Source organism: Maridesulfovibrio ferrireducens (assembly GCF_016342405.1).
Classification (GTDB): Bacteria; Desulfobacterota; Desulfovibrionia; order Desulfovibrionales; family Desulfovibrionaceae; genus Maridesulfovibrio; species Maridesulfovibrio ferrireducens_A.
In genome coordinates, this window is record NZ_JAEINN010000005.1 from 155,405 (window position 1) to 176,062 (window position 20,658).

The window sequence follows — 20,658 nt, forward strand, 5'->3', positions numbered from 1 at the left end:
CCGGGGACGCTTTTTGTGTTTTTATGGAAACTAGAATTATTTTCCGGCGCAACGTTCTAAGAATAATTTGTGACGTTTTGCATAAGGAGGGAAGTTAAAGAAAGCTGATCCTGAAACAAGCACATCTGCGCCCGCTTCAACCAATTCTCTGCAATTATCGATGGTGACACCACCGTCGAGCTGAATAAGGGTATCTGCTCCCTGTTCAGTAATCATTGCTTTTAAATCCCTGACTTTGTCTGTGCAGAAAGGAATATATTTCTGCCCACCGAAGCCGGGGTTAACACTCATTATGAGAACCATGTATAACTGCGGAATCAGATACTTAATTGATTCCAGAGGAGTTGCCGGATTGAGAGCAATGGCGGGTTTCGCACCTGCTTCAACGATGGCGGCAACAGTTCTTTCAAGGTGATTTGTAGATTCAGCGTGAATGCAGATAAGATCTGCACCGGCATTAGCAAAGTCAGTGATATATCTTTCAGGCTGTTCAATCATAAGATGACAGTCGAAAAACAGATTGCATTCTTTACGCATGGACTTGATGACGGGCGGACCAAAGGTGATGTTCGGCACGAAATTACCGTCCATAACATCAAGATGAGCCCATTTCAGTCCTGCTTCTTCAAGAGCCTTAAGTTCGTTTGCCAATCTGCTGAAATCGCATGAAAGCAGCGAAGGTGAAATTATGGTTTCTTTTTCAGCCATTAGTCATTCTCCTTGCTTTCGCCGTCCATATTAAAATCTACTTTGATTTTAAACATAGTGCTTGCTGGCAGATTGAGGATATCAATTCCGGTTTTATCAGTGATGGACTGGAGTGTGTTTACAACATTATCCCAGTCCGGGCCGATGTAAGTGAACCATATGTTGAATTCATTTTCACGAAGATAATTATGAGTGACACCTTTGTGTTTATTAACTTCGGCAACGAATTCTTCGATTTTTTCTTCGGGTACTTTAGCCGCGCAAAGGGTTGATCTCCAGCCAAGTTCTCTTGAACCGAAGTTTGCTCCTATCCTGCGGATTACACCCTCTTCTCTAAGCTTCGCAACCCTGTTCAGGGCTTCATCTTCGTTAATCCCTACCTGTTCGCCGATGACAGCGTATGGACGGGAGGCGATAGGAAATCCTGATTGGATGATGGCAAGTATCTGCTTATCTAAAGCGTCCATTTAGGAGTCCTTTTTCGGTTTTTTCTTTGGAGTGTATGAACACAGCGGTTCAGGTCCGAGGTAGTTGCCTTCCATTGTGGCAGCGCGGGCGCGGCAGCCTCCGCAGACTTTTTCAAATTCGCAGTATCCGCATTTACCGTCATAGGTTGCCGGATTTCTGAGATTTAAAAATTGCTGAGATTTGCTCCAGATCTGCGGGAAAGGAATGTCGCGGACGTTTCCGCAATCAAGGTCAAGGTAACCGCAAGGCTGAACTTGTCCGGTGTGAGAAATAAAACAGAAACCGACTCCGCCGAGACAGCCGCGGCTTACTGCGTCGAGGCCGAAATTCTCGAAATTAACTGGGATTCCGTCTTCTTTAGCACGTTGTCTCAGGATGCGGTGATAGTGAGGAGCACATGTTGCTTTAAGCTGCATGTCAGTGGTTTTCTGGAAGTCATAGAACCAGTTCAGCACTTCTTCGTACTCATCGGCACTGATAACCTGCTCGCCAAGTTCAGAAGCTCTGCCTGTAGGAACCAGCAGGAAAATATGCCATGCCGAGGCTCCGAGGTCTCTGGCAAGGTGGAAGATTTCCTTGAACATGTGCAGATTGTTACGAGTTACCGTGGTGTTGATCTGGAACTCAATTCCTGCATCTTTAAGGAACTGAATGCCGCGCATTGATGAATCATACGCACCTTTCTCACCTCTGAATTCATCGTGAAGCTCAGCAGAAGCGGCATCAATTGAGATTGAACACCGTTCAATTCCGATTTCTTTGAGGGTAACGGAGTTTTCAGCGGTAAGAAGTGTTCCGTTAGGTGCCATTACGCAGCGCAAATCTTTTGTCTTGGCGTAGGCGACCAGCTCGAAAACATCTTTTCTGAGCAGAGGTTCTCCGCCTGTGAAAATAATGATGGGGTTTCCAGTTTCAGGGAAAGTATCGATGAGAGCTTTTGCTTCATCAGTGGAAAGTTCACCGGGATAAGGTTCCGGATGGGCTTCCGCGCGGCAATGCTTACACGCAAGGTTGCATGAACGGGTTACTTCCCATGCAATCAGTCGCAGAGGTGGTGATCCGTCAGCGTTTTTCTGAGGGATGGGATTAACGCCCGGATGACCAGCAGGATGTCCGGCTGGATGTGAATTGTTATTATCACTCATATTATTTATTACCCATGTATTTGAGTACGTCTTCTGTGAAGTAGGTCAGGATTAAATCTGCTCCGGCACGTTTAAGCCCGATAAGAGATTCCATGACTACAGCTTTTTCGTCAATCCAGCCGTTTATTCCGGCTGCTTTGATCATCGAATATTCGCCGCTGACTTGATAAGCCGCAACAGGCAAATCAAAGGAGTCGCGGACCATGCGGATGACATCCTGATACGGTCCTGCCGGTTTGACCATGAGAATATCCGCACCTTCGATAACGTCTGCGGCTGCCTCGCGAAGTCCTTCGCGTGCGTTTGCAGGGTCCATCTGGTAGGTTTTGCGGTCGCCGAACTGAGGAGAGCTTTCCGCTGCTTCCCTGAAAGGTCCGTAGTATGCAGATGCGTATTTCACAGCGTAAGACATTATGGGAAGTTCTTCAAATCCAGACTCATCAAGCAACTCGCGAATGGCGGCAACGCGTCCGTCCATCATATCGGAAGGGGCTACTATGTCAGCTCCTGCTTTTGCATGAGAGAGAGCTGTTTTTGCAAGAAGATCAAGGGTCGGATCATTAAGAACTCTACCGTCCTTGATTAACCCGCAGTGCCCGTGCGACGTGAATTCGCAAAGACAGACATCAGTACAGACAACGAGGTCCGGCCAGAGCCCTTTAATCATTTTAACAGCCTGCTGAACAATGCCTTCTTCAGCATAGGCCTGTGAACCTACGGAGTCTTTTTCTGCAGGAATTCCGAAAAGTATCAGGCTCTTAAGTCCGTTTTCAACCGCTTCACGAACTTGCAGTTCAAGCTGTTTAAGGCTTAGTTGAAACTGGCCGGGCATGGAAGAGATAGGTTTTTTAAAGTTTTGATTGTCTGTTTCAACGACAAAATAAGGCATCATTAAATCAGCGGGGGAAAGGGACGTTTCTCTGACTATATCGCGAATTACAGCGGTTCGTCTGAGTCTGCGCCCTCTGTGAAAGTCGAATACCATAGCTTTCTCCGTTATAAACGGTGAAACGTTGCAGAAATCCGGTAAGTGTTGGCCGGAAAAGCTTTATACCGCAAATCCCGGCGGACCTCAAAGAAGGCCGCCGGGATTAATATATCGTCGTCTGGGCGACTACTGAGTGTCTGTTGTGAGCAACAGAATGCAGCAGCTAGTCTTTTTTGATTTCTTCGTCGGTGAGGTAACATGCCGGGTCTTGAGCCCAAATGTCATCGTAAACAGCTTCAGCTCTGGCGCGGAAGTTACCGGCACAGATGTTGAGGTAACGACATTCTGCACATCTACCGCCTACGTAAGGCTTTTTATCTTTAAGTTTGTGGAGCAGTTCAATTTTGGGATCGGTCCAGATTTCGGAGAATGGGCGTTCAAGCACGTTTCCGAAAGTATGGTTACGCCAGAACTGGTCTGCGTGAACCTGTCCGTCCCAAGAGATACAGCCGATACCGCGACCGGAGCTGTTTCCTTCATTGTACTGGAGAAGCTTAAGAACTTCTTTAGCTCTTTCAGGATCTTCTTTAAGCATACGCAGGTAAACGTATGGTCCGTCAGCGTGGTTGTCTACAGTCAGGATTTCTTTAGGAGTTCCTGCATCAGCCATGGCTCTTGTTTCGTCCATAATCAGATCGACAACCTGACGTGTTTCTGCGTGAGATAGATCTTCTTTGATCATTTCAGAACCACGGCCTGAATATACCAGATGGTAGAAACATGCTCTTGGAACTTCGAGTTCTTTAAGAAGTTTGAAAATGGTCGGAACTTCTTTCCAGTTATGTTTGTTGAGTGTGAAGCGCAGACCTACTTTAAGTCCTTCAGCTTTACAGTTTTCAACACCTTGAAGAGCTTTTTTGAAAGATCCTTTTACACCGCGGAACTTATCGTGAGTTTCTTCTCCGCCGTCGAGGGAGATACCTACGTAAGAAAGGCCGACTTCTTTAAGTTCTTTAGCCTTATCTTTGGTGATGAGAGTTCCGTTAGTAGAAATAACAGCTCTCATACCCTTGCCTACTGTGTAATGAGCAAGTTCAACCAAGTCTTTGCGGACAAGTGGTTCGCCGCCGGAGAAAAGCATAACTGGAGCACCGAATTGTGCAAGGTCGTCAATTATGGTTTTTGCCTGAGAGGTTGAAATCTCGTCTTTACCGTCAGGGTCAACAGCCTGAGCGTAACAATGAACGCATTTAAGGTTGCATCTTCTGGTCATGTTCCAGACGACAACAGGTTTTTTATCTTCGGAAAACTGGAGAAGATGGGAAGGGAGTTTTGCTGAATCACGTCCGTAGCGCAGGACATCAGAAGGTTCAACAGCGCCACAGTAAAGTTTTGAAATACCAATCATTTAAAAAGTCCTCACTAGCCGGGGAAATAGTTTCCGTGCCAGGTTATTGGGTTAGAACGATTTTTTTCAGGGACGGAGGCCTATTCATTAAATCTCGATTCCGTCGACTCGTGAAATTATCGATTATTCATACTGAATGAGTGGTTTGGATTACCACAAATGACGACAGGGGAAAAGTCGAAATTAAGTGTATTGTTTAATATATGTAATTATTTGAAATTAAAGTAATATTTGTTGGATATGATATGTTTTGAGAAGGTGGACCCCAAAAAAAACATCCTCCTTAGGTTCTAAACTGAAGGAGGATGAGTGAAACATGTAATTATTTAAAAGCTAAGGTGTAATTGAGACTTGTACTCTGCGGTTCAAAAGTTTGTTATATTTAGTGCTGTTGGGGACCAGAGGTTTCGATTCTCCAAATCCCGTGGTTGCGATGCGGGTTGCGGAGATAGGGAAGTTGTCAGCAAGATATTTCTTAACGGCGTCAGCTCTTTTTTTGCTCAAGTCCAAATTATATTCTGCGGACGCGTCTGAATCTGTGTGCCCGGCAATAATGACGCTTTTATCTTTTAGCTTATCACTGATCAGTGCTTTTCCAAGTTCGTTTAAAAGCGGATAGGATTCCGGTTTAATTGTCGCAGAATCTACATCAAACTGAACAGCCAGGTTAATCGATTTGGCTTTTGGCGGAGAAACTGGCGCACGGGTCTGTGCAGGAGCTATCTCTTTATTGGGTTCTTGCGGAGCGATTTGTTTGTCTGTTGAAGAAGGTACGTTCTGCTCAGGATTGTATGACTGTATTTGCGGTTTATCCGCTTCAGCCATAGCTGCTGAAAGTCCGGCTATAATACCTTTATTGGTGTTTTCATAACGTGCCCATGAAGTCAGCGGAACAGCCATGTCAGTGGCAATAGTTTGAACTATTTCGAAAAAGGCTGAATCAGGCATGCGGTGTTCACGTTTAACAAGGATAAAATCATCATCCATGCGTTTTGGTACGCGCCCGGACTGTTCGAAAGAGCAAACCATATGTCCGCGCTTTGTCTCATAAATTTTAACTTGAAGAGTCACCGCAGAGTCGTCCATTGTATGCCCTAGGTAGAGATACGGAACAAAGCCGACCACTAGTAAATCGAATCCTCTTGCACGCGCTGTAAACATGGCATCATCCAGTCCGCGATATACAAGCCTTTCGTCAAAAACCATTGAAGGAAATATTTGGAGGCTGGTCCAGTTTTGCCAGACATTTTTACCGATGAGTTTGCCCCAGTCTTTTCCGTCATTCATAGTCTGAGTCACATGATATGGATAGAATAGAGCTGAAAGTGGACCGTAATGCGGTTTTTCCGGTCTGGAATAAACCATAAGCTGAGATAACTGCACTTTCACATCTTCGTAATAGATGGATTGAGCTGTCAGCTGAGGTTCAAATTTCGTGCATGCAGATAACAGCAAAACTAATATTATCAGATACTTTTTCATTATATATATCTTAGGTGAAAGGTTTCGCTTCATTGCGTCCGAAAAATGACTATACTCCGTATGTCTTAAATGAAGCAATATTCATGCCGTATGATCGTTATTTTTTGAAAAGAGGATAATAAAAAATGAGCGATCCTTTTGGGAAAGGATCGCTCATTTTTTATTGAATCAGTTTTGTCGGGGAAGGGGCCGTCTGCATTGATTCCAGAATCTGCTCTCTGGATTGTATCAGGCTTTCACGCAGTTCAAGTTTTCTCTGTGTGGATAGTTTTTTAAATTCAGGCTGCATTGTCAGCTTGGTAAGCTGTTCCATTTCATCCTTTATTCTTTCCACCCTTTGCAGAACATTACCTTCCGGCTGACATACTTGTGAGCAGGCATCGGCAAGTTCGGATATTTCTTTTGCCATGCTCTGGAAGCTTTTAGGATTAATATCTTTTGCTAATTGTATTCGTTCTTTAGCTTGATAAATAAGTTCGTTAATCCATCCAAACATATGTATGCCCTCGAGCTGTTATATTGTCGGTTGGCTAAAGTGTGAGAAAAAGCCAAGTATGACTAACATTAACATTACAGGCATGATCATTGAGAGAACAACCCGTAAATATGATGTGTTGTGTATGTTTTTATAGGCAATAATAGAAATGGCCATACAGGCAACAGCTCCGACCATATCACCGATAACGGGTATTATGCAAAAGACTATAGGAGCATATGAGTATGCTGTGGCCCTGAACGTTGCTTGATATCCACGATCCCCAGCTCCAAAAATCATAAGCATTACGTGGGTTATCCCGATAAGAGGAAAACTCATACCGGCTAATAATAGTGGATATATAAATAATGACATTAACCCTGAAAGACTGCCCTCAGCAAGGGAATTTGCGATCATTGAATCGTTCATAATCTGACCGACGTCGGAACCAATGGTGGTATCAACTCCGGCTGTAGCCCATATGAAATTACAAATTTCTTGAAATTCTGCTAAAAGGATGAAGAAAATAAGAGGTTTGATGAATCCAGTAAGAGGCATGTCTTTAAAAAAAGTATTAGGAGAAAGAAAAACTTTTTTTATTGTAAGAAATAGAGCCGGGAAAAATCCGTATTTTTCCATGAATTCAAAAGGAACTTCGTTGTCCGCAGGTTCCTCATCTTTATTTTTAGTTTCTTTATTAGTGGGGCTTTCGTCGGGAGACATGGAATTAAGGCTTTTCCATATGTCAGAATCCGTTTCTGATTTAGTCTCTTCCTGAATGTCTTCTTGGTTATGCTTAATTTCCTGATCCAAATCCTCATCTTTATCTTGATACATGTTTACTGATTCGGCTGGGGCCTGCTGTGGGGGGAAATTATTTTCCTCGTGTGCAACAGGTTGTTGTACTTCTTCAGAATCGATATCCGGATTTTCATCCAAAGATCTGAATTTGAATTTGATTTGGCATCTGGGGCAGGTTGCAAGCTGTGCGTTTGCAGGTATTTTATCATCCGGAATTTCACTGGTGAAATTACACTCGGGGCAAATAACTTTCATATTAATTCCTTAAGGCTGATTGTCTGAATAGTTTGGTCAGACCTAATAAATTTTATATTGTAAGGCAATGGTAATTGTTCACGAACATCATCTATATAATTATTGAGGGAAGAATTATAGGCAGTAGTGGAACATTTTTTTGCGGTTTAAGTAAGTCTGAAGCTAGCTTTGGAAATTCAGAACCTAGTTTGTGATTGAATTTTCCGGCTGTCGCGTTATTAAAATTCGCTAGTTTTGACTCAATTTCATCTCGATTTTTAATTAGATGGGTAAGGTGCCTGATAGGCGACCCCGCAATTATTCCTGTTTGTCCTTCCAATCCGACAATTTGTTCATGAACTTTGTTGATGAATTTAATTTTAGAAGATTTGCGAAAGAATCGAAGTTGCAAATCCGGCCAAAGTCCGTATCCCATCCGACAGTAATCTTTGTCGGGGTAAAAGGTTAAGCGCGGAAAATACCATCCCTCACATTGCTTATATGAGGCAATTCTTTTTAGTAACTCCCAGTCTTTATTTAAAAAGCGTTCGTCCGCATCCAGATAAATAATCCAGTCACCGCGACAGTGGTTTAGCATTACATTTCGCTGCGAAGCAAAATCATTATTCAGCGGGTTGCAGATATTTACGATTTTTATGTCCGAGTCGCAAGAGATTCCGGGAATATCTGAATAATTTGTACAGTCCCAGATAAGAACAAGCTCGTAAAGCCATGCGGGAAATGAAGAAATAAATGAATTAAGGTCTGGCTCGTCGGGGCTGACTATTGCTGCCGCAGAAATTTTTACGTCTGTATCGAAATGTTCAGGAATCTGAATGTGATTACATCCTGAAAAAAGTTTTTGTAGGGATTGGTGCTTTTTTTTGCTTTCGCCCTGAATGCAGGGATTAAGAATCAGATGACTTTTTTCTGCTGTGAATCCGTACTGAATCAGAAGCATAAAAATTGCCCATATGGATGAATCAACAAGCAGGTGGGAGTTGGAGTTGTTTGCATCCAAAACAAAATTGCTATCGCTGAGTTTTTGGATGTTTTCTGGGTAAAGATCGCAAATGACGAATTTCATCCATTCAGGTTTAGATTTTGCGAGATCGTCAGCAAGCTTTCCATCTCCAGCTCCGAAAAGAATAATTGATGAAGAACCGGATTTTGTCGCAAATTGCAGGTGTTTCTGGACAATTGCTTCTGTTTCGCAACTTTTTACAACAGCATTGTCCTGCTTTTGTCCTTCAAGTTTAAAGGAAAGGATTTGTTTTGAATATAGATCAAACGGATGTTTCATATTATTTTTGAAAGCCTTTAGATTCTAGCAATTCAATATAAATATTTCCGAGTTTTGTTGCAACGTCCTGCGTTCTGAACAGTTTAGATGCTTTGTTTCTTCCGTTTTCTCCCATTTCTCGAGCTTTATCTGGATGGGTGAGAAGAAGTTTGACTGCTTCTGCGTATTCTTGAGCACTATTGGCTATCAACCCCGTTTCACCGTGATCGACAAGCTCCAGTTGGGCATTGTCACGTAATTCTTTGCAGGGATGAGTTATTACAGGGAGGCCCGCCGCCATTGCTTCTGCTATAACTAGGCCGAAAGATTCTCCGGTGTCATTTGCATGGGCTAGAAATGAAATAGAGTTGAAGAAGTCCGAAAGTTCTTTGTCCGTTAAAATTGGTGTTAAAAAATTAACATACTTGTTGAAGTTGTTTTCCGTTACGAATTTTTCAGCCTCTGGAATTCCTCCGATAATATTGTAACTGAAAGGAGCGAGTTCTTTTTTTTCCACCATTTTGTGTAAATTGGGTAATATTCCAAGTGCGAGAGTTGACCATTTGCCGGGATCTGCTCGAGAAATACGCCCGAATGTGTGCGGTGGGAAGTTACGTTCAGCGGGGCTGTGAGTGGCGAAGAAATCTGTATCAACCGGATTATAAAGTACAGAGTATTTGGGAGGTAAAGCTGGAATGAAATTTATTTTTTCAAACCGTTCCGCGCAAAAGTGAGATACGAACAGGTGTCGGTCAATTATCTTCCCGTCCGGGCTGGGATCGTGATGCCCGAAGACGTTGGTTTCAACAATAACGGGTATGCGGGCAAGTTTAAAAGGGCGTAAATATCCCGGTTCGGCCCATCCGGCGCGATGCAGATGAACCACATTCGGTCGAAATTTTTCAAGAAGAGGCAGAATATCGAGTCCGATGAATGTTTCTATACCGGAATCTCGCAACAGTTTTGCTCGAGGTCCGTTGGTCGGGGAAAAAACTGCCGTATAAAATTTCCCTTTATCAAGGTTGGTGACAAATGATTGCATCACCTTTTCTGTGCCTCCAAGTCCGAGCGAAGAGGCTACGTGCAGTACTTTGATTTTTTCTTCTGCCATGATTAATATTAAGTGACAGATAAGAGGTCGGAAGTAAAGAAATCAGCATTAAAAAAGCCCCTGAAAACAGAGGCTTTGAGAGTTTATTTGTTGATAGTCATCGTAATTGCTTATCGGCTGGTACCGTAGGCATTGGCTGCTTTTTTAAGGCGCATGGAATTCGGGGCAGGCATGTTTTTAGCCGCTGTGGGAAGTCCGTATCCTGGATCATTAACGAAGCTGGCATTAATGTTTGTTGATCCGCTTGAAGACGTGGAATATGTCTGTAAGGGGACAGCATTCTGTGCTTCCATTGTCGGAATGATCTCTCTGTAGGCAGAGGCAATTCCGTCAATTATCCTGACAACTTCATCTATTTTTTCATTGTCCATCTTTAAATTTGCCTGCAACAGTCTTGTGTTGCAATAGATATAAAGCTGGCTCAGATTTTCAGCGAGTTCTCCGCCTTTTTCCTTGTTAAGACTAGCGGTCAGTTCTGAAATAACTTCAATAGCCTTTGAAATAAGAATACCTTTGGCAGCGTAGTCCTTCTCGTTAATCTTAACTTTTGCCTGCTTCAAGAATTTAATGGCGGCATCGTAAAGCATCAGGAGAAGTTCTCCCTTGGAAGTGGTGTGTACCTGAGTGGAAAGATATGCTTGTGCGGCTTTATGCATTTATTGCTCCTCCTGCCATATTAATCGGTATGTTTTTTTAAAAACATTAGAGGTTAATTGCATTATTCTGTTAATACTGTTAGTTATTTGTTTATTAAGGAAATATTTTACGATTTAAGTTCTTAGCTGCTGCCAGAACCTAATTGCTTAATACTTGAGGTCAGCTGTGCCTGCATACCTTGATATTTACCGAGTAACGCATCAAGTCGGGCATATTTGTTAGTCAGATTCTTTTCAAAAAGTTCAATTCTGTTTTCTTCATATTCTATCTTTTTATCAATGCTGCTAATGATGCTTTTGTAGTTCTTCTCAAGAATGCTAAGCGGTCCTTCTTCACCGGTAATGTCAGTAATGGCTCCGGACATTTCTCCGGCCTTACCCAGCTTGATATGAACTAGAATCGCGTCATCCGCTTTGCTGCTCGCATTTCCGTAGGTTCCGTCATTATGGTTTTCAACCCGAATAGCTAAACCTGCTTCCGGGTGACCTCCGTTACCGGTAATTTGCCACGTTGCAGCATCTACCAGCGCTGTGTTTCCGTTGATAGTTGCGGAAATCAGCTTACCCCCGGATATTTCATATTGAACATTATAGTCGCCCGGATCTGTCACACCGGTAATGTGGGAAAGATATTCAACATTTGGAGAATCGCTCTCCCCTTTGTTGTTGGCTGCAAAAAGTTCTGCAACAGCATAAGGATCGTCCAGTAAGGCCGCATTCAACTTGTCGCTGTCAATCTCAAGAAGCCCCATTTTATCGCCGCCGGATTCTGCGTTAGTCATGATTCCAAGCTGCGAGAGAGCTGAATATTTATCCCCTTTGAAGTCTCCGCTGGGCAATTGTTCATACCACGAAAAGCCGATACCTTTGCTGGAAACAATATCTTTTAATCTCTGACCGATTAATAGTTCAACACCGTAGTTACCGGTAAGGAGTGATCCTTTAGCTTTTTCAGAGCTGGTATCAACCTTTGTCAGGTCTTTTATGAGGGTTCTTACTGTATTTACTTGATCAACAAATTTTTGGACATTTTCAACCATACCGGATGCATCTGTGGTGATACCAACATTAATAGTAGATCCAGGGGCCGTAGTTTTTTTAAGGTTGATGGTTACGCCGTCTATGACATCATTGATGGAGTTGGTATCCCGTTCAATCCAGTCGCCACCCCCCGGAGGGAATCCGTCTACTTTAATTTTTGAATTTTGTGCTTCCTGGGTTTGTCCGAAATCTCCGGCATTGAAAATCATTCCGGTCGTATTGGAAATTATGACCTGATTATCGGCTCCAAGATCGAGACCGTAAATTTGTAGATGGGTGGTTGTTCCATCATTAATGGTTGTAGCTCTGATTTTGCTTCGCGAGTCCGCATGGGCATTTATCATATTGACAAACCCTTCCATGGTGGTCCCTGCGGCAATGTTGCTGAGGGTTACGGATTCACCTTGATACGAAAAAGTAAACGAGCCGGTTGAAGTAAATATTGGATCTTTAATAGAACTGGCGCCTGAGGCTGTAACATGGATATCATTTTGTGCCAGTTGGCTGATTTCAATTGCGTGAGTGGTAACTAATGCTGCACTTGTTGCCGTGGCTGTGAGTGTATCCGGGTCGGAAGTTGTAACAGCTCTGGTCATGAACTCGTCAAGAGTGTCCATGGACTTAAGTGTAGTCTGTAAAGATAGTAGTGAAGTATTAAGTTCTTGAAACTTATCAATTTTACCGCTCCAAGAACCTCTCCAGTTCTCAAGGCGGTTAATATGCATGCGCTCGACTTTCACCATACCATCGATCATGGCTTTGAAGTCCGTGCCACTACCGAGTCCGGCGAAGTTGATATTTCCAGAAATTGAGTCAGCCATTTTTATCTCCGGGAATAATTTTCCCTAGGTTCTTTACGTATCTTATGGCTTGCAAAGGTAATGCCAAGTGGTCTTGTGTCCCTTTTGGCTGAAATTTAAAATTTTGGAGAAAAAGCCGGGCCGAAATTCTCGACCCGACTTTTATCATTAATCTGACTTTTGTCAGAATGGAGTCTGTCAGATTAAGCGGTTTTTAGTTAACCGATCAACTGCATAGCCATTCTTGGCATGTTGTTCGCCTGCGAGAGCATTGCTACAGCAGCCTGAGTCATAATCTGGTTCTTGGTGAACTCGGTCATTTCTGTTGCTACATCAACGTCAGAGATGCGGGATTCCGCAGCCTGAACATTTTCAGCCTGAATGGACAGGTTGGTAATTGTGTTTTCCAATCTGTTCTGGGTAGAACCGAGGTTCGCGCGAATCTTATCCTTGGAGATGATCGCGTTATTCAACTTGTCCAGAGATGCCTGAGCAAGAGCCTGGGTGGAGATGGAGTTATTAGCTACAAGTCCAACACCGAGAGCTGAAGCTGTAGAAGTGTTAATTGAAACATAGTAGTAGTCTTCTGCGGAGTCGTTGCCGGATCCGAAGTGAACCTTAACCGGACCAGTAGAAGTCAGACCGGCACCGTTGTGCGCAGAATTTGCTCCAGACAAGTTACCATTAAGCAGGTGAATTCCGTTAAAGTCAGTTGCGTTAGCAATACGAGTGATTTCTGATGCCATTGCCTGATACTCGGAGTCGATGATCAAACGCTGGTCAGAGTTGTAGGTACCGGTTGCGGCCTGTGTTGCAAGTTCCTTCATCCTGATGAGCTTTTCATCGATAACTGACAGTGCTCCGTCAGCAGTCTGGATCATGGAAATTGCATCGTTAGCGTTACGAATACCCTGATTAAGTGACTTGACATCAGCACGCATGATTTCGCGAATTGCGAGACCGGCAGCATCGTCAGCCGCAGTTCCGACACGAAGACCTGAAGACAGGCGACGAGTTGAAACAGCTAAGTTGTTATACGAGTCCGAGAGGTTACGGGTCGCATTCATTGCCATTAAGTTGTGGTTAATTACTAAAGCCATGTTTTCCTCCTTGAAGTGATATTGGCGTCCTTGCCAAAAACATTGCTCTGGAACTCAGGTTCACAAAGCTATCTGGTCCTTCCGTGCTAATCTGATCGTCTACTATTTAGATTTCTTTAGAGGAACAGCGGTTTTTTGTTTGTTAAATAAAAAAAGAGGATTTCCAGTAGATACTGGAAATCCTCTTCGTAAAATGCAGGTTGGTTGTGATATTTTAAACTGGAGAAATGTCTTTTAGCAGCTTGCGGGCAGCCTCTAAAGGAATGCCGAGTTTTTTTGTGATAGCTTCAAGGTTGTCTTCTGCGTCAGATCCTCTGAGATACATCGGAAAAGGCATTTCTGTTCCGAATTCAGCCGCATCCGCCGCGGAAAGAATATCTTGAAGTGCCGGTCTGTTGAAACGTTTAGGAAGAGTCTTAAGTTGCGGGTTGGCAGCTAAAAAATCGTCAAAAAAAGCTTTGTTTTTTAGCAGCCCGCTTCCCAGAATAACAGCTCTTTCCTGTTTATAAGATTCGATAATTTGAACTGCTTCCGTGACCGGAACCGGAAGAACCGGCGTCAGGGGCTCGGGATTTTTTTTCCCTTCGCTTAGTGGTTCAAATCCCTGAATGTACACTTGCATTCTGCGTGAATGGGTCACGACCCAAAGCGGATGTCTGGTAAATTTAGCAGGTCCGGCGGCGAGCATCGGAAGATATTCCAGCCCGGTTATGAGGGCCTTGTTTCCGGAAATAATACCTGCGGCAGCAGAAAATGTCAGCCGTAGACCTGTGAAACTTCCGGGGCCGGCAACGCAGGCCAGGTGTGTTATTTCTTTTGCTGAAAAGCCGAAAAGGTCCAGTGCGTTTTTAATGGCTGGAACCATAAAAAACGCAGATCTTCCCGGGACTACCAAAGTTCGAGCGTCGAGGAGTGAGAATGGTTCCTCAGGCTCCTCGCGTTTAGCAAGAATTATCTGTAGAGCTTCTTCTGTCCCGTCGAGGGCCAGCAGAAGCTCTATTTTATTATCTGAAAGTAGATTCATTTATTTGAACGTTCGGACTAAATCGTTAAAGATAGCAAAGGCCATCAGGGAAAAGAGCAAAAGCAGGCCGATACGGGTTGCCGCATTTTGAAGTTTTTCATTGAGGGGTCTGCGTAAAACTGTTTCAAGTCCGAAGAACAGTAAATGTCCACCGTCGAGAACAGGAATAGGCAGCAGATTCAGCAGTCCTAGGTTTATGCTGATGAAAGCCGTAAACTGGAGTAACTCAAGTAATCCGCGTTCAGATTGCTGCTTGATAGCCTGAGCTATCATGATCGGTCCGCCTATTGAATCCATCGGCACAACTCTTTCAACCATTTTAACAATACTTGTGCATATCAGTTTTGTTACAGTCCAAGTTTGTATGGCCGCGGCTTTTGCGCCTGAGACTCCGTTAAGCTCAACAGTTTTAGTTTTGCCGGAAGCAACAATACCCACAACCGGAACACGGATTGTTTCGCCGAAAAGATTTTTTAATTCCTGAACTTGCGGTGTAACAATAATATTTTTTTGCTTGCCGTCTCTTGATATAACTAAATCAAGAGAGTCGGTTTTACTGTTTTGAATGGTTTCTGCCAGATCACTCCAGAACACAATCTTTTTCCCGTTTATAGAAAGAACATTGTCTCCAGCCTGAATTCCGGCTTGAAGTGCAGGGCCGTCAGGTTGCAGTGAGCCTACTTCAGGAGTCATACCCATCTGACCATGTGTCAGGATAATTCCCCAGAAGATGATCCATGCCAGAATAAAGTTGAAAACAGGTCCAGCAGCAACAACAAGCATTCTGTGCCACGGAGGACGATTCATGAATAATTGTTTGGAGTTGAAACCGGAATCATTGTCCATATCACGTTCTTCACCGGCCAGGCTTACATAGCCGCCGAGGGGGATTAATGACAATCTGTAGTCGGTATTTCCCAGTGAAAATCCCGCAATCTTTGGGCCGAAGCCCAGAGAAAAGGTTTTAACCCCTATTCCGAGTAAGCGTGCGACAATGAAATGACCTAACTCATGAAAGAAAATTAAGCCGCCGAGAACCAGTAGGAAATCAAATATCCATGTCATATTTTGCCTTAAGCGATAGAGTTCATAACATCGCGTCTGGTTTTGACATCAAGTTCCAGAACCGCTCCTGCTTCACTTACGTCGCAGGATATATGTCGTTCCAGAGCTGAGCCTATTATTGAAGGGATGTCCGTGAATCCTATTTTTTCGTGCAGAAAGAGATCAACAGCTACTTCATTAGCAGCATTCAGAACGATAGGGTGGCTTTGTCCTGCAGAAAAAGCCTCAGCTGCCAGTTTCAGGCAGGGAAAAACTTCAAGATCCGGTTTTTCGAAAGTTAAAGTTCCTATTTCTGCAAGATTCAGAGGTTTTAAGTCCAGTGGAACTATCTTGGGGAAGCAGATGCTGTATGCAATTGGAATCTGCATATTAGGAAGCCCTAAATGGCCTAACTGTGAACCGTCAACATACTCTACAAGCGAATGGATAATACTTTGCGGGTGAACAACAACATCAATCTGTTCCGGCGGCAGACCATATAAATGACAAGCTTCAATAACCTCGAGACCTTTATTCATAAGGGTCGCGGAGTCAATGCTGATTTTTGCGCCCATGTCCCAGTTGGGGTGGTTCAGAGCCTGTTCACGGGTGACAGTTTTCAGAAATTCTTTACTCTTGCCGCGGAAAGGTCCGCCGGAAGCTGTTAGAATAAGTCTGCTTACATCCGCGCCGTTATGACCTGCAAGGCCTTGAAATAGAGCATTGTGTTCAGAATCTACGGGTAGAATTGTTGCACCTGTTGCATGGCAGGTAGCTCGGATAATGTGTCCACCCAGAACCAGAGATTCCTTGTTGGCGAGGGCAATCATTTTGCCTTTTTTAGCCGCTGCAAGAGTAGGCTCAAATCCGGCGGCGCCGACGATTGAAGAGAGAACAAGTGAAACTTCATCAAGAGATGCCAAGGTCACGTAAGCCGAAGGCCCTGTCAGAATTTCAGGTTTGTAATCAGCGGGAAGCAGTGTTTTGAGTTCTTTAGCTATCTCATCCGTAAGAACAGCGAGATAAGCAGGGCGGTGCTTGATAGCCTGTTTTGCCAGTAAAGAAGCATTTCTTCCGCCGGCAAGTGCTGTGATTTTAAAAAGATCTGGATGCTGTTCAATTACTTTTAGAGTGCTTGTTCCGATTGAGCCTGTGCAACCCAGAATAGAAATAGTTCTCGGGAACGCTGGAAGTTGCGCAGTTGCAGGCCATGGAGATATGTAAGTTTTCAAAATCTTAATTCCGTCGTGTTTTGTGAGCTGAAAGTTTTTAGGCTCTGTTTAGAAAAAGGCGTGTAACTGTCTTGCCAGAATATACACGGGGAGCGCAAGGACAAGACTGTCTATTCGGTCTAAAACTCCGCCGTGTCCCGGAAGAATTTTTCCTGAATCTTTAACGTCGAGTTTCCGCTTGAGTGCGGATTCAAAGAAGTCTCCCATTTGAGAAGCTATGTTTAAAGATGCGGCAAGGATAACCCATGAAAGGATTGATGCGTTGCCTAAATATCTTCCGTATACAGTGCAACAGATAATACAGGCAATAAAGCCTCCGATTGATCCTGCCCATGATTTTTTAGGACTGATACGCGGCCATATTTTTTTCTTGCCGAAATAAGTTCCGGCGTAAAAAGCTACGGTGTCAGAGGCAGAGGATGAAAGGAGAACAAAAAGTATTTCCCAGCTGTTCATGGAAGTTAAAAACTGAAGAGTCAAAGGGATGTATATCAGCCCGGAAAAAAGAATCAGGGAGTCGTTGTATGAGGCTCTGCCCGGGGTGGCGCTGTACGAGAAAAGAAATTTTAAATTAAATATCCAGAAAAGGGCGAGTAATAAAATTATTACCCATGTGGGGGAAGCTAAAGCCGCAGTCAAAATTATTGCGGCTCCTGAAATCATGCCGATTATTTTTGAAAAAGTGCGGGAGTTTTCCTTCCAGAACATGGAATAAAATTCGTGGAGCGCTACAACTGAGAAAACAGTCACTGCTCCCATGAGGACGTATCCTCCTAAGTATAATGCGAGAAAAAGAGCAAAGACAAGAAGTACTGAGGTTATAATCCGCTGCTGCAAGGTGCTTAAGGTCATGAAATCCTCTGTTAAAATTTCCAATGAATTCGTGCTGGAAAGATTATTTTTGTATTGTTTTTTTTGGATATTATTTGCATTTAAGCGGTTTTTTTATGTATCAAAAATAAAAAATTAATCAGTTTTTTGGTGTTCAAGTTCGATTAACATTCATAAAAAACTGCATAATTATAATTCATTAATAGGTATCGGGCAACCCGTAGAACCTCCTTTTTAAAGATTAGTTAGAGCATAATGAAAATAAAAATTTTAATAGCAGCTAAATCTGATAGAATCAGGTGTGTTTATATTGATTAACGTAAGTAGATTGAATCTATATGAATAAGTTTAATAAAAGTTTACCAGCTATCTATACGAAGTTATATGATAACGTAAATATTTATGATATTTTAATCATATAATAAAAAGAGTTGAGTAGCTGGTTTCTATGCAGTATGTTTAAGTATTAGCTGATGACTTTATGTTGCTGCACAGGGGGATACCAGCGTGGGGGATGTTTTGAAAAAGAAGATTGCCAAAATAAATGTGACGGGCGCTACAGCCATTGAGAAAATTCTTAATGACATGATAGAAGAGACTCAGTGCGTCACGTGTCAGAAGGCGTTGAAAGATCTTACTAAACCCGTTCTTTCAGCTGTTTCAAGTATGTTCGGTGAGCAGATGGATCTTGTGGACAGGCTTACTGAGATAGGTCTGGCTCTTTCCGGGGAAACAAGGCTTGAGCGTCTTTTAGAAATGATAGTTGATGAAGCCCGTGTTTTGACAAAAGCCGATGCCGGGACTCTTTATATTGTGGATAAAAATAACCGGAAGCTTGAATTTTCCATCCTTCAGAATGACACTATGAATGTGCGCATGGGCGGCACCAGCGGTAATGAAATAACTTTGCCACCTGTTCCTCTTTATACCTCCGGCAATACTCCTAATAAATCTCACGTTTCCGCTTATTGTGCCCTGACCGGTGAAACTGTCAATATTGCAGATGTTTATGAAGCTGAAGGGTTCGATTTTACCGGGCCGCGAAAGTATGATGCCGCAACCGGATATCGTTCAAAATCGATGCTTGTTCTGGCTCTAAAAAATCACGAACAGGATATAATCGGTGTTTTGCAGCTTCTTAATGCTCTTGATAGTAACGAAAAAGTCGTTGAATTTTCAACAGATGTTGTAGATATCGTGGGTTCTCTTGCTTCACAAGCCGCCATTGCTCTCACAAATGCTCAGCTCATTCAGGGCCTTAAAGATCTTCTTTATTCTGTTATCCAGAGTATTGCCGCGGCTATTGATGCAAAGTCTCCTTATACTAACGGGCATATTGAGCGGGTTGTGGATCTTACTATGATGATAGCTGAAACTGTTAACAGAGCAACTGAAGGCAAGTTCGCAGATATGCAGTTTACCGTAGATGAACTGGAAGAGTTGAAGCTTGCGGCTTGGATGCACGATGTAGGAAAAATTTCTATTCCTGAGCATGTGGTAGATAAGTCTACTAAACTTCAGACTATTTATGACCGTTCAGAGCTTGTCGATAACCGGTTCAGGTTGATTTCTGAACTTGTGAAAAACAGGCAGCTTGAAGAAGTTGTTCAAGTTTTGTCCAACGGAGCCGGGACTAATAAAATTTCTGCAATTGAAATGCGATATGCTGTTGAACTGGAACAGCTCGAAGATGACAGGAAATTTATTGCTTCCTGCAATATCCCTAATGAATTCATGACTGATGAAAGGATTGCAAGGGTTCGCGAAATTGCGGCGCGTACTTACGAGAGCGGAGGAGAGTCTTTTAACTGGTTGAGTGATGATGAAGTTACCAATCTGTGCATACGTAAAGGGACTCTGACAGATCGTGAACGCAAGGTTATAGAAAGTCATGCAGCTATTACATATGAAATGCTTTCAAGGCTTCCTTTTCCCAAGAGATTATCGTGCGTGCCTGAGTATGCCGCTGGGCATCATGAAAAAGTTGACGGTTCAGGATATCCGAAAGGGCTGGCGGAAAAGGAACTCTCCTTGCAATCGCGAATTATGGCGGTAGCCGATATCTTTGAAGCGCTTACAGCTAAAGACAGGCCATATAAAAAACCTATGAAACTTTCTCAGGCAATTAAAATACTCGGGTTTATGGAGAAGGACAGGCATATTGATTCTGATGTGTATAAGCTTTTCCTCGATTCAGGGTTATATATGGAATACGCAAAAGCCGAGCTGGACCCCTCGCAGATTGAAGAAGATTAATACCAATGCTATTTTTTCCAGTTATCAAGCCGCTTATTAACCGACCTTTCTTTTTAAGTTTCTAAGAATTTCTTCTACTGATTCGTCTATCGTGACGTGTGCTGTGTTAATTATAAAATCGGGGTTCTCAGGAGCTTTATACTCAGAGTTGTATCCTACAAGAGTATCAATTATTCCTTTTTTTGCCTTCTCATATAGGCCTTTAGGGTCTCGTTCAGCACAAATTTCGATTGGGCAATTAATATAACCTACGGTAATTTTATGTTTTTGTTTGCTTATAAGACATCTGGCTTCGTCTCCAGCGGTAAGAGCGGAGGTGATTGTTGAAACATTTGCATCTCTGGCTTTTTTTGTAATAAAAAAACAAGCCTGTACTACTCGTAATCGTTCATTTTTTGAAAACCCATGATTTTCGCCGAAAAGATTTCGAACTTCATCTCCATCGATATGTATGACCGAAATTCCTTCATCTTTTAGCCTTTTGATTAAAGCAATCGCCAGTGTGGTCTTTCCTGCAGAAGTCGGCCCCATAAGCCAGAGAGAAAAAGGCTCACAAAACATTTACATCTCCAGAATTTTTTCATTTATTATAACTCCGCCGGCTGTTGACGGCGGAGTTATGGCAGAAGCCA

19 protein-coding genes are annotated in these 20,658 nt (G+C 43.1%); 1 reads left to right on the plus strand and 18 read right to left on the minus strand.

Annotation, left to right across the window (positions count from 1 at the left end):
• Positions 1-36: 36 nt before the first annotated feature.
• The 17 genes from rpe to JEY82_RS07570 form a co-directional block, all read right to left on the minus strand.
• Complete coding sequence (gene rpe / locus JEY82_RS07490; RefSeq protein WP_304084417.1) at positions 37-708, minus strand: ribulose-phosphate 3-epimerase; 672 nt, start codon at positions 706-708, stop codon at positions 37-39.
• Entirely contained in the window at positions 708-1,175 is a 468-nt protein-coding gene (locus JEY82_RS07495) for an AsnC family transcriptional regulator (protein ID WP_304084419.1), read from the minus strand. The genes rpe and JEY82_RS07495 overlap by 1 nt, the downstream gene beginning before the upstream one ends.
• Positions 1,176-2,321: a heme b synthase gene (gene ahbD / locus JEY82_RS07500; protein WP_304084422.1), complete on the minus strand. Its 1,146-nt coding sequence runs from the start codon at positions 2,319-2,321 to the stop codon at positions 1,176-1,178.
• 1 nt (position 2,322) lies between these two features.
• Positions 2,323-3,306 carry a porphobilinogen synthase gene (gene hemB, locus JEY82_RS07505; RefSeq protein WP_304084424.1) on the minus strand — a complete coding sequence of 328 codons (984 nt, stop codon included), beginning with the start codon at positions 3,304-3,306 and terminating at the stop codon, positions 2,323-2,325.
• Positions 3,307-3,472: 166 nt separating this feature from the next.
• Positions 3,473-4,657, minus strand: coding sequence for a 12,18-didecarboxysiroheme deacetylase (ahbC, locus tag JEY82_RS07510; RefSeq protein ID WP_304084427.1), 1,185 nt, complete (start codon positions 4,655-4,657; stop codon positions 3,473-3,475).
• Positions 4,658-4,990: 333 nt separating this feature from the next.
• On the minus strand, positions 4,991-6,139 hold the full coding sequence (locus JEY82_RS07515; RefSeq protein ID WP_304084429.1) for an OmpA family protein: 1,149 nt from the start codon (positions 6,137-6,139) through the stop codon (positions 4,991-4,993).
• A 160-nt stretch (positions 6,140-6,299) separates the two neighbouring features.
• The gene (locus JEY82_RS07520; RefSeq protein ID WP_304084431.1) at positions 6,300-6,635 is read right to left on the minus strand and encodes a hypothetical protein; all 336 of its coding nucleotides are present in this window, start codon (positions 6,633-6,635) and stop codon (positions 6,300-6,302) included.
• Positions 6,636-6,653: 18 nt separating this feature from the next.
• The gene (locus tag JEY82_RS07525) at positions 6,654-7,670 is read right to left on the minus strand and encodes a zinc-ribbon domain-containing protein (RefSeq protein WP_304084434.1); all 1,017 of its coding nucleotides are present in this window, start codon (positions 7,668-7,670) and stop codon (positions 6,654-6,656) included.
• 91 nt (positions 7,671-7,761) lie between these two features.
• Complete coding sequence (locus JEY82_RS07530; protein WP_304084437.1) at positions 7,762-8,952, minus strand: glycosyltransferase; 1,191 nt, start codon at positions 8,950-8,952, stop codon at positions 7,762-7,764.
• Between the two features lies 1 nt (position 8,953).
• Complete coding sequence (locus JEY82_RS07535) at positions 8,954-10,042, minus strand: glycosyltransferase family 4 protein (RefSeq protein WP_304084439.1); 1,089 nt, start codon at positions 10,040-10,042, stop codon at positions 8,954-8,956.
• A gap of 110 nt (positions 10,043-10,152) precedes the next feature.
• Complete coding sequence (gene fliS, locus JEY82_RS07540) at positions 10,153-10,698, minus strand: flagellar export chaperone FliS (protein WP_304084442.1); 546 nt, start codon at positions 10,696-10,698, stop codon at positions 10,153-10,155.
• A gap of 122 nt (positions 10,699-10,820) precedes the next feature.
• On the minus strand, positions 10,821-12,560 hold the full coding sequence (gene fliD, locus JEY82_RS07545) for a flagellar filament capping protein FliD (RefSeq protein ID WP_304084444.1): 1,740 nt from the start codon (positions 12,558-12,560) through the stop codon (positions 10,821-10,823).
• A 197-nt stretch (positions 12,561-12,757) separates the two neighbouring features.
• Entirely contained in the window at positions 12,758-13,639 is an 882-nt protein-coding gene (locus JEY82_RS07550; RefSeq protein WP_304084447.1) for a flagellin, read from the minus strand.
• Between the two features lie 214 nt (positions 13,640-13,853).
• Positions 13,854-14,663 carry a tRNA (adenosine(37)-N6)-threonylcarbamoyltransferase complex dimerization subunit type 1 TsaB gene (gene tsaB, locus JEY82_RS07555; RefSeq protein WP_304084450.1) on the minus strand — a complete coding sequence of 270 codons (810 nt, stop codon included), beginning with the start codon at positions 14,661-14,663 and terminating at the stop codon, positions 13,854-13,856.
• A complete protein-coding gene (rseP, locus tag JEY82_RS07560; protein ID WP_304084453.1) occupies positions 14,664-15,728 on the minus strand; it encodes an RIP metalloprotease RseP in 1,065 nt (354 codons plus the stop codon).
• An 8-nt stretch (positions 15,729-15,736) separates the two neighbouring features.
• Positions 15,737-16,939 carry a 1-deoxy-D-xylulose-5-phosphate reductoisomerase gene (locus JEY82_RS07565; protein WP_304084455.1) on the minus strand — a complete coding sequence of 401 codons (1,203 nt, stop codon included), beginning with the start codon at positions 16,937-16,939 and terminating at the stop codon, positions 15,737-15,739.
• Between the two features lie 48 nt (positions 16,940-16,987).
• A complete protein-coding gene (locus tag JEY82_RS07570; RefSeq protein WP_304084458.1) occupies positions 16,988-17,791 on the minus strand; it encodes a phosphatidate cytidylyltransferase in 804 nt (267 codons plus the stop codon).
• Between the two features lie 498 nt (positions 17,792-18,289).
• Between JEY82_RS07570 and JEY82_RS07575 the strand changes: the two genes are divergently transcribed.
• Positions 18,290-20,026 (plus strand): HD family phosphohydrolase, encoded by a 1,737-nt coding sequence (locus JEY82_RS07575; RefSeq protein ID WP_304084460.1) that lies wholly within the window; start codon positions 18,290-18,292, stop codon positions 20,024-20,026.
• 36 nt (positions 20,027-20,062) lie between these two features.
• Here the strand turns inward: JEY82_RS07575 and JEY82_RS07580 are convergent, their stop codons facing one another.
• A complete protein-coding gene (locus JEY82_RS07580) occupies positions 20,063-20,587 on the minus strand; it encodes an adenylyl-sulfate kinase (protein ID WP_304084461.1) in 525 nt (174 codons plus the stop codon).
• Positions 20,588-20,658 lie beyond the last annotated feature (71 nt).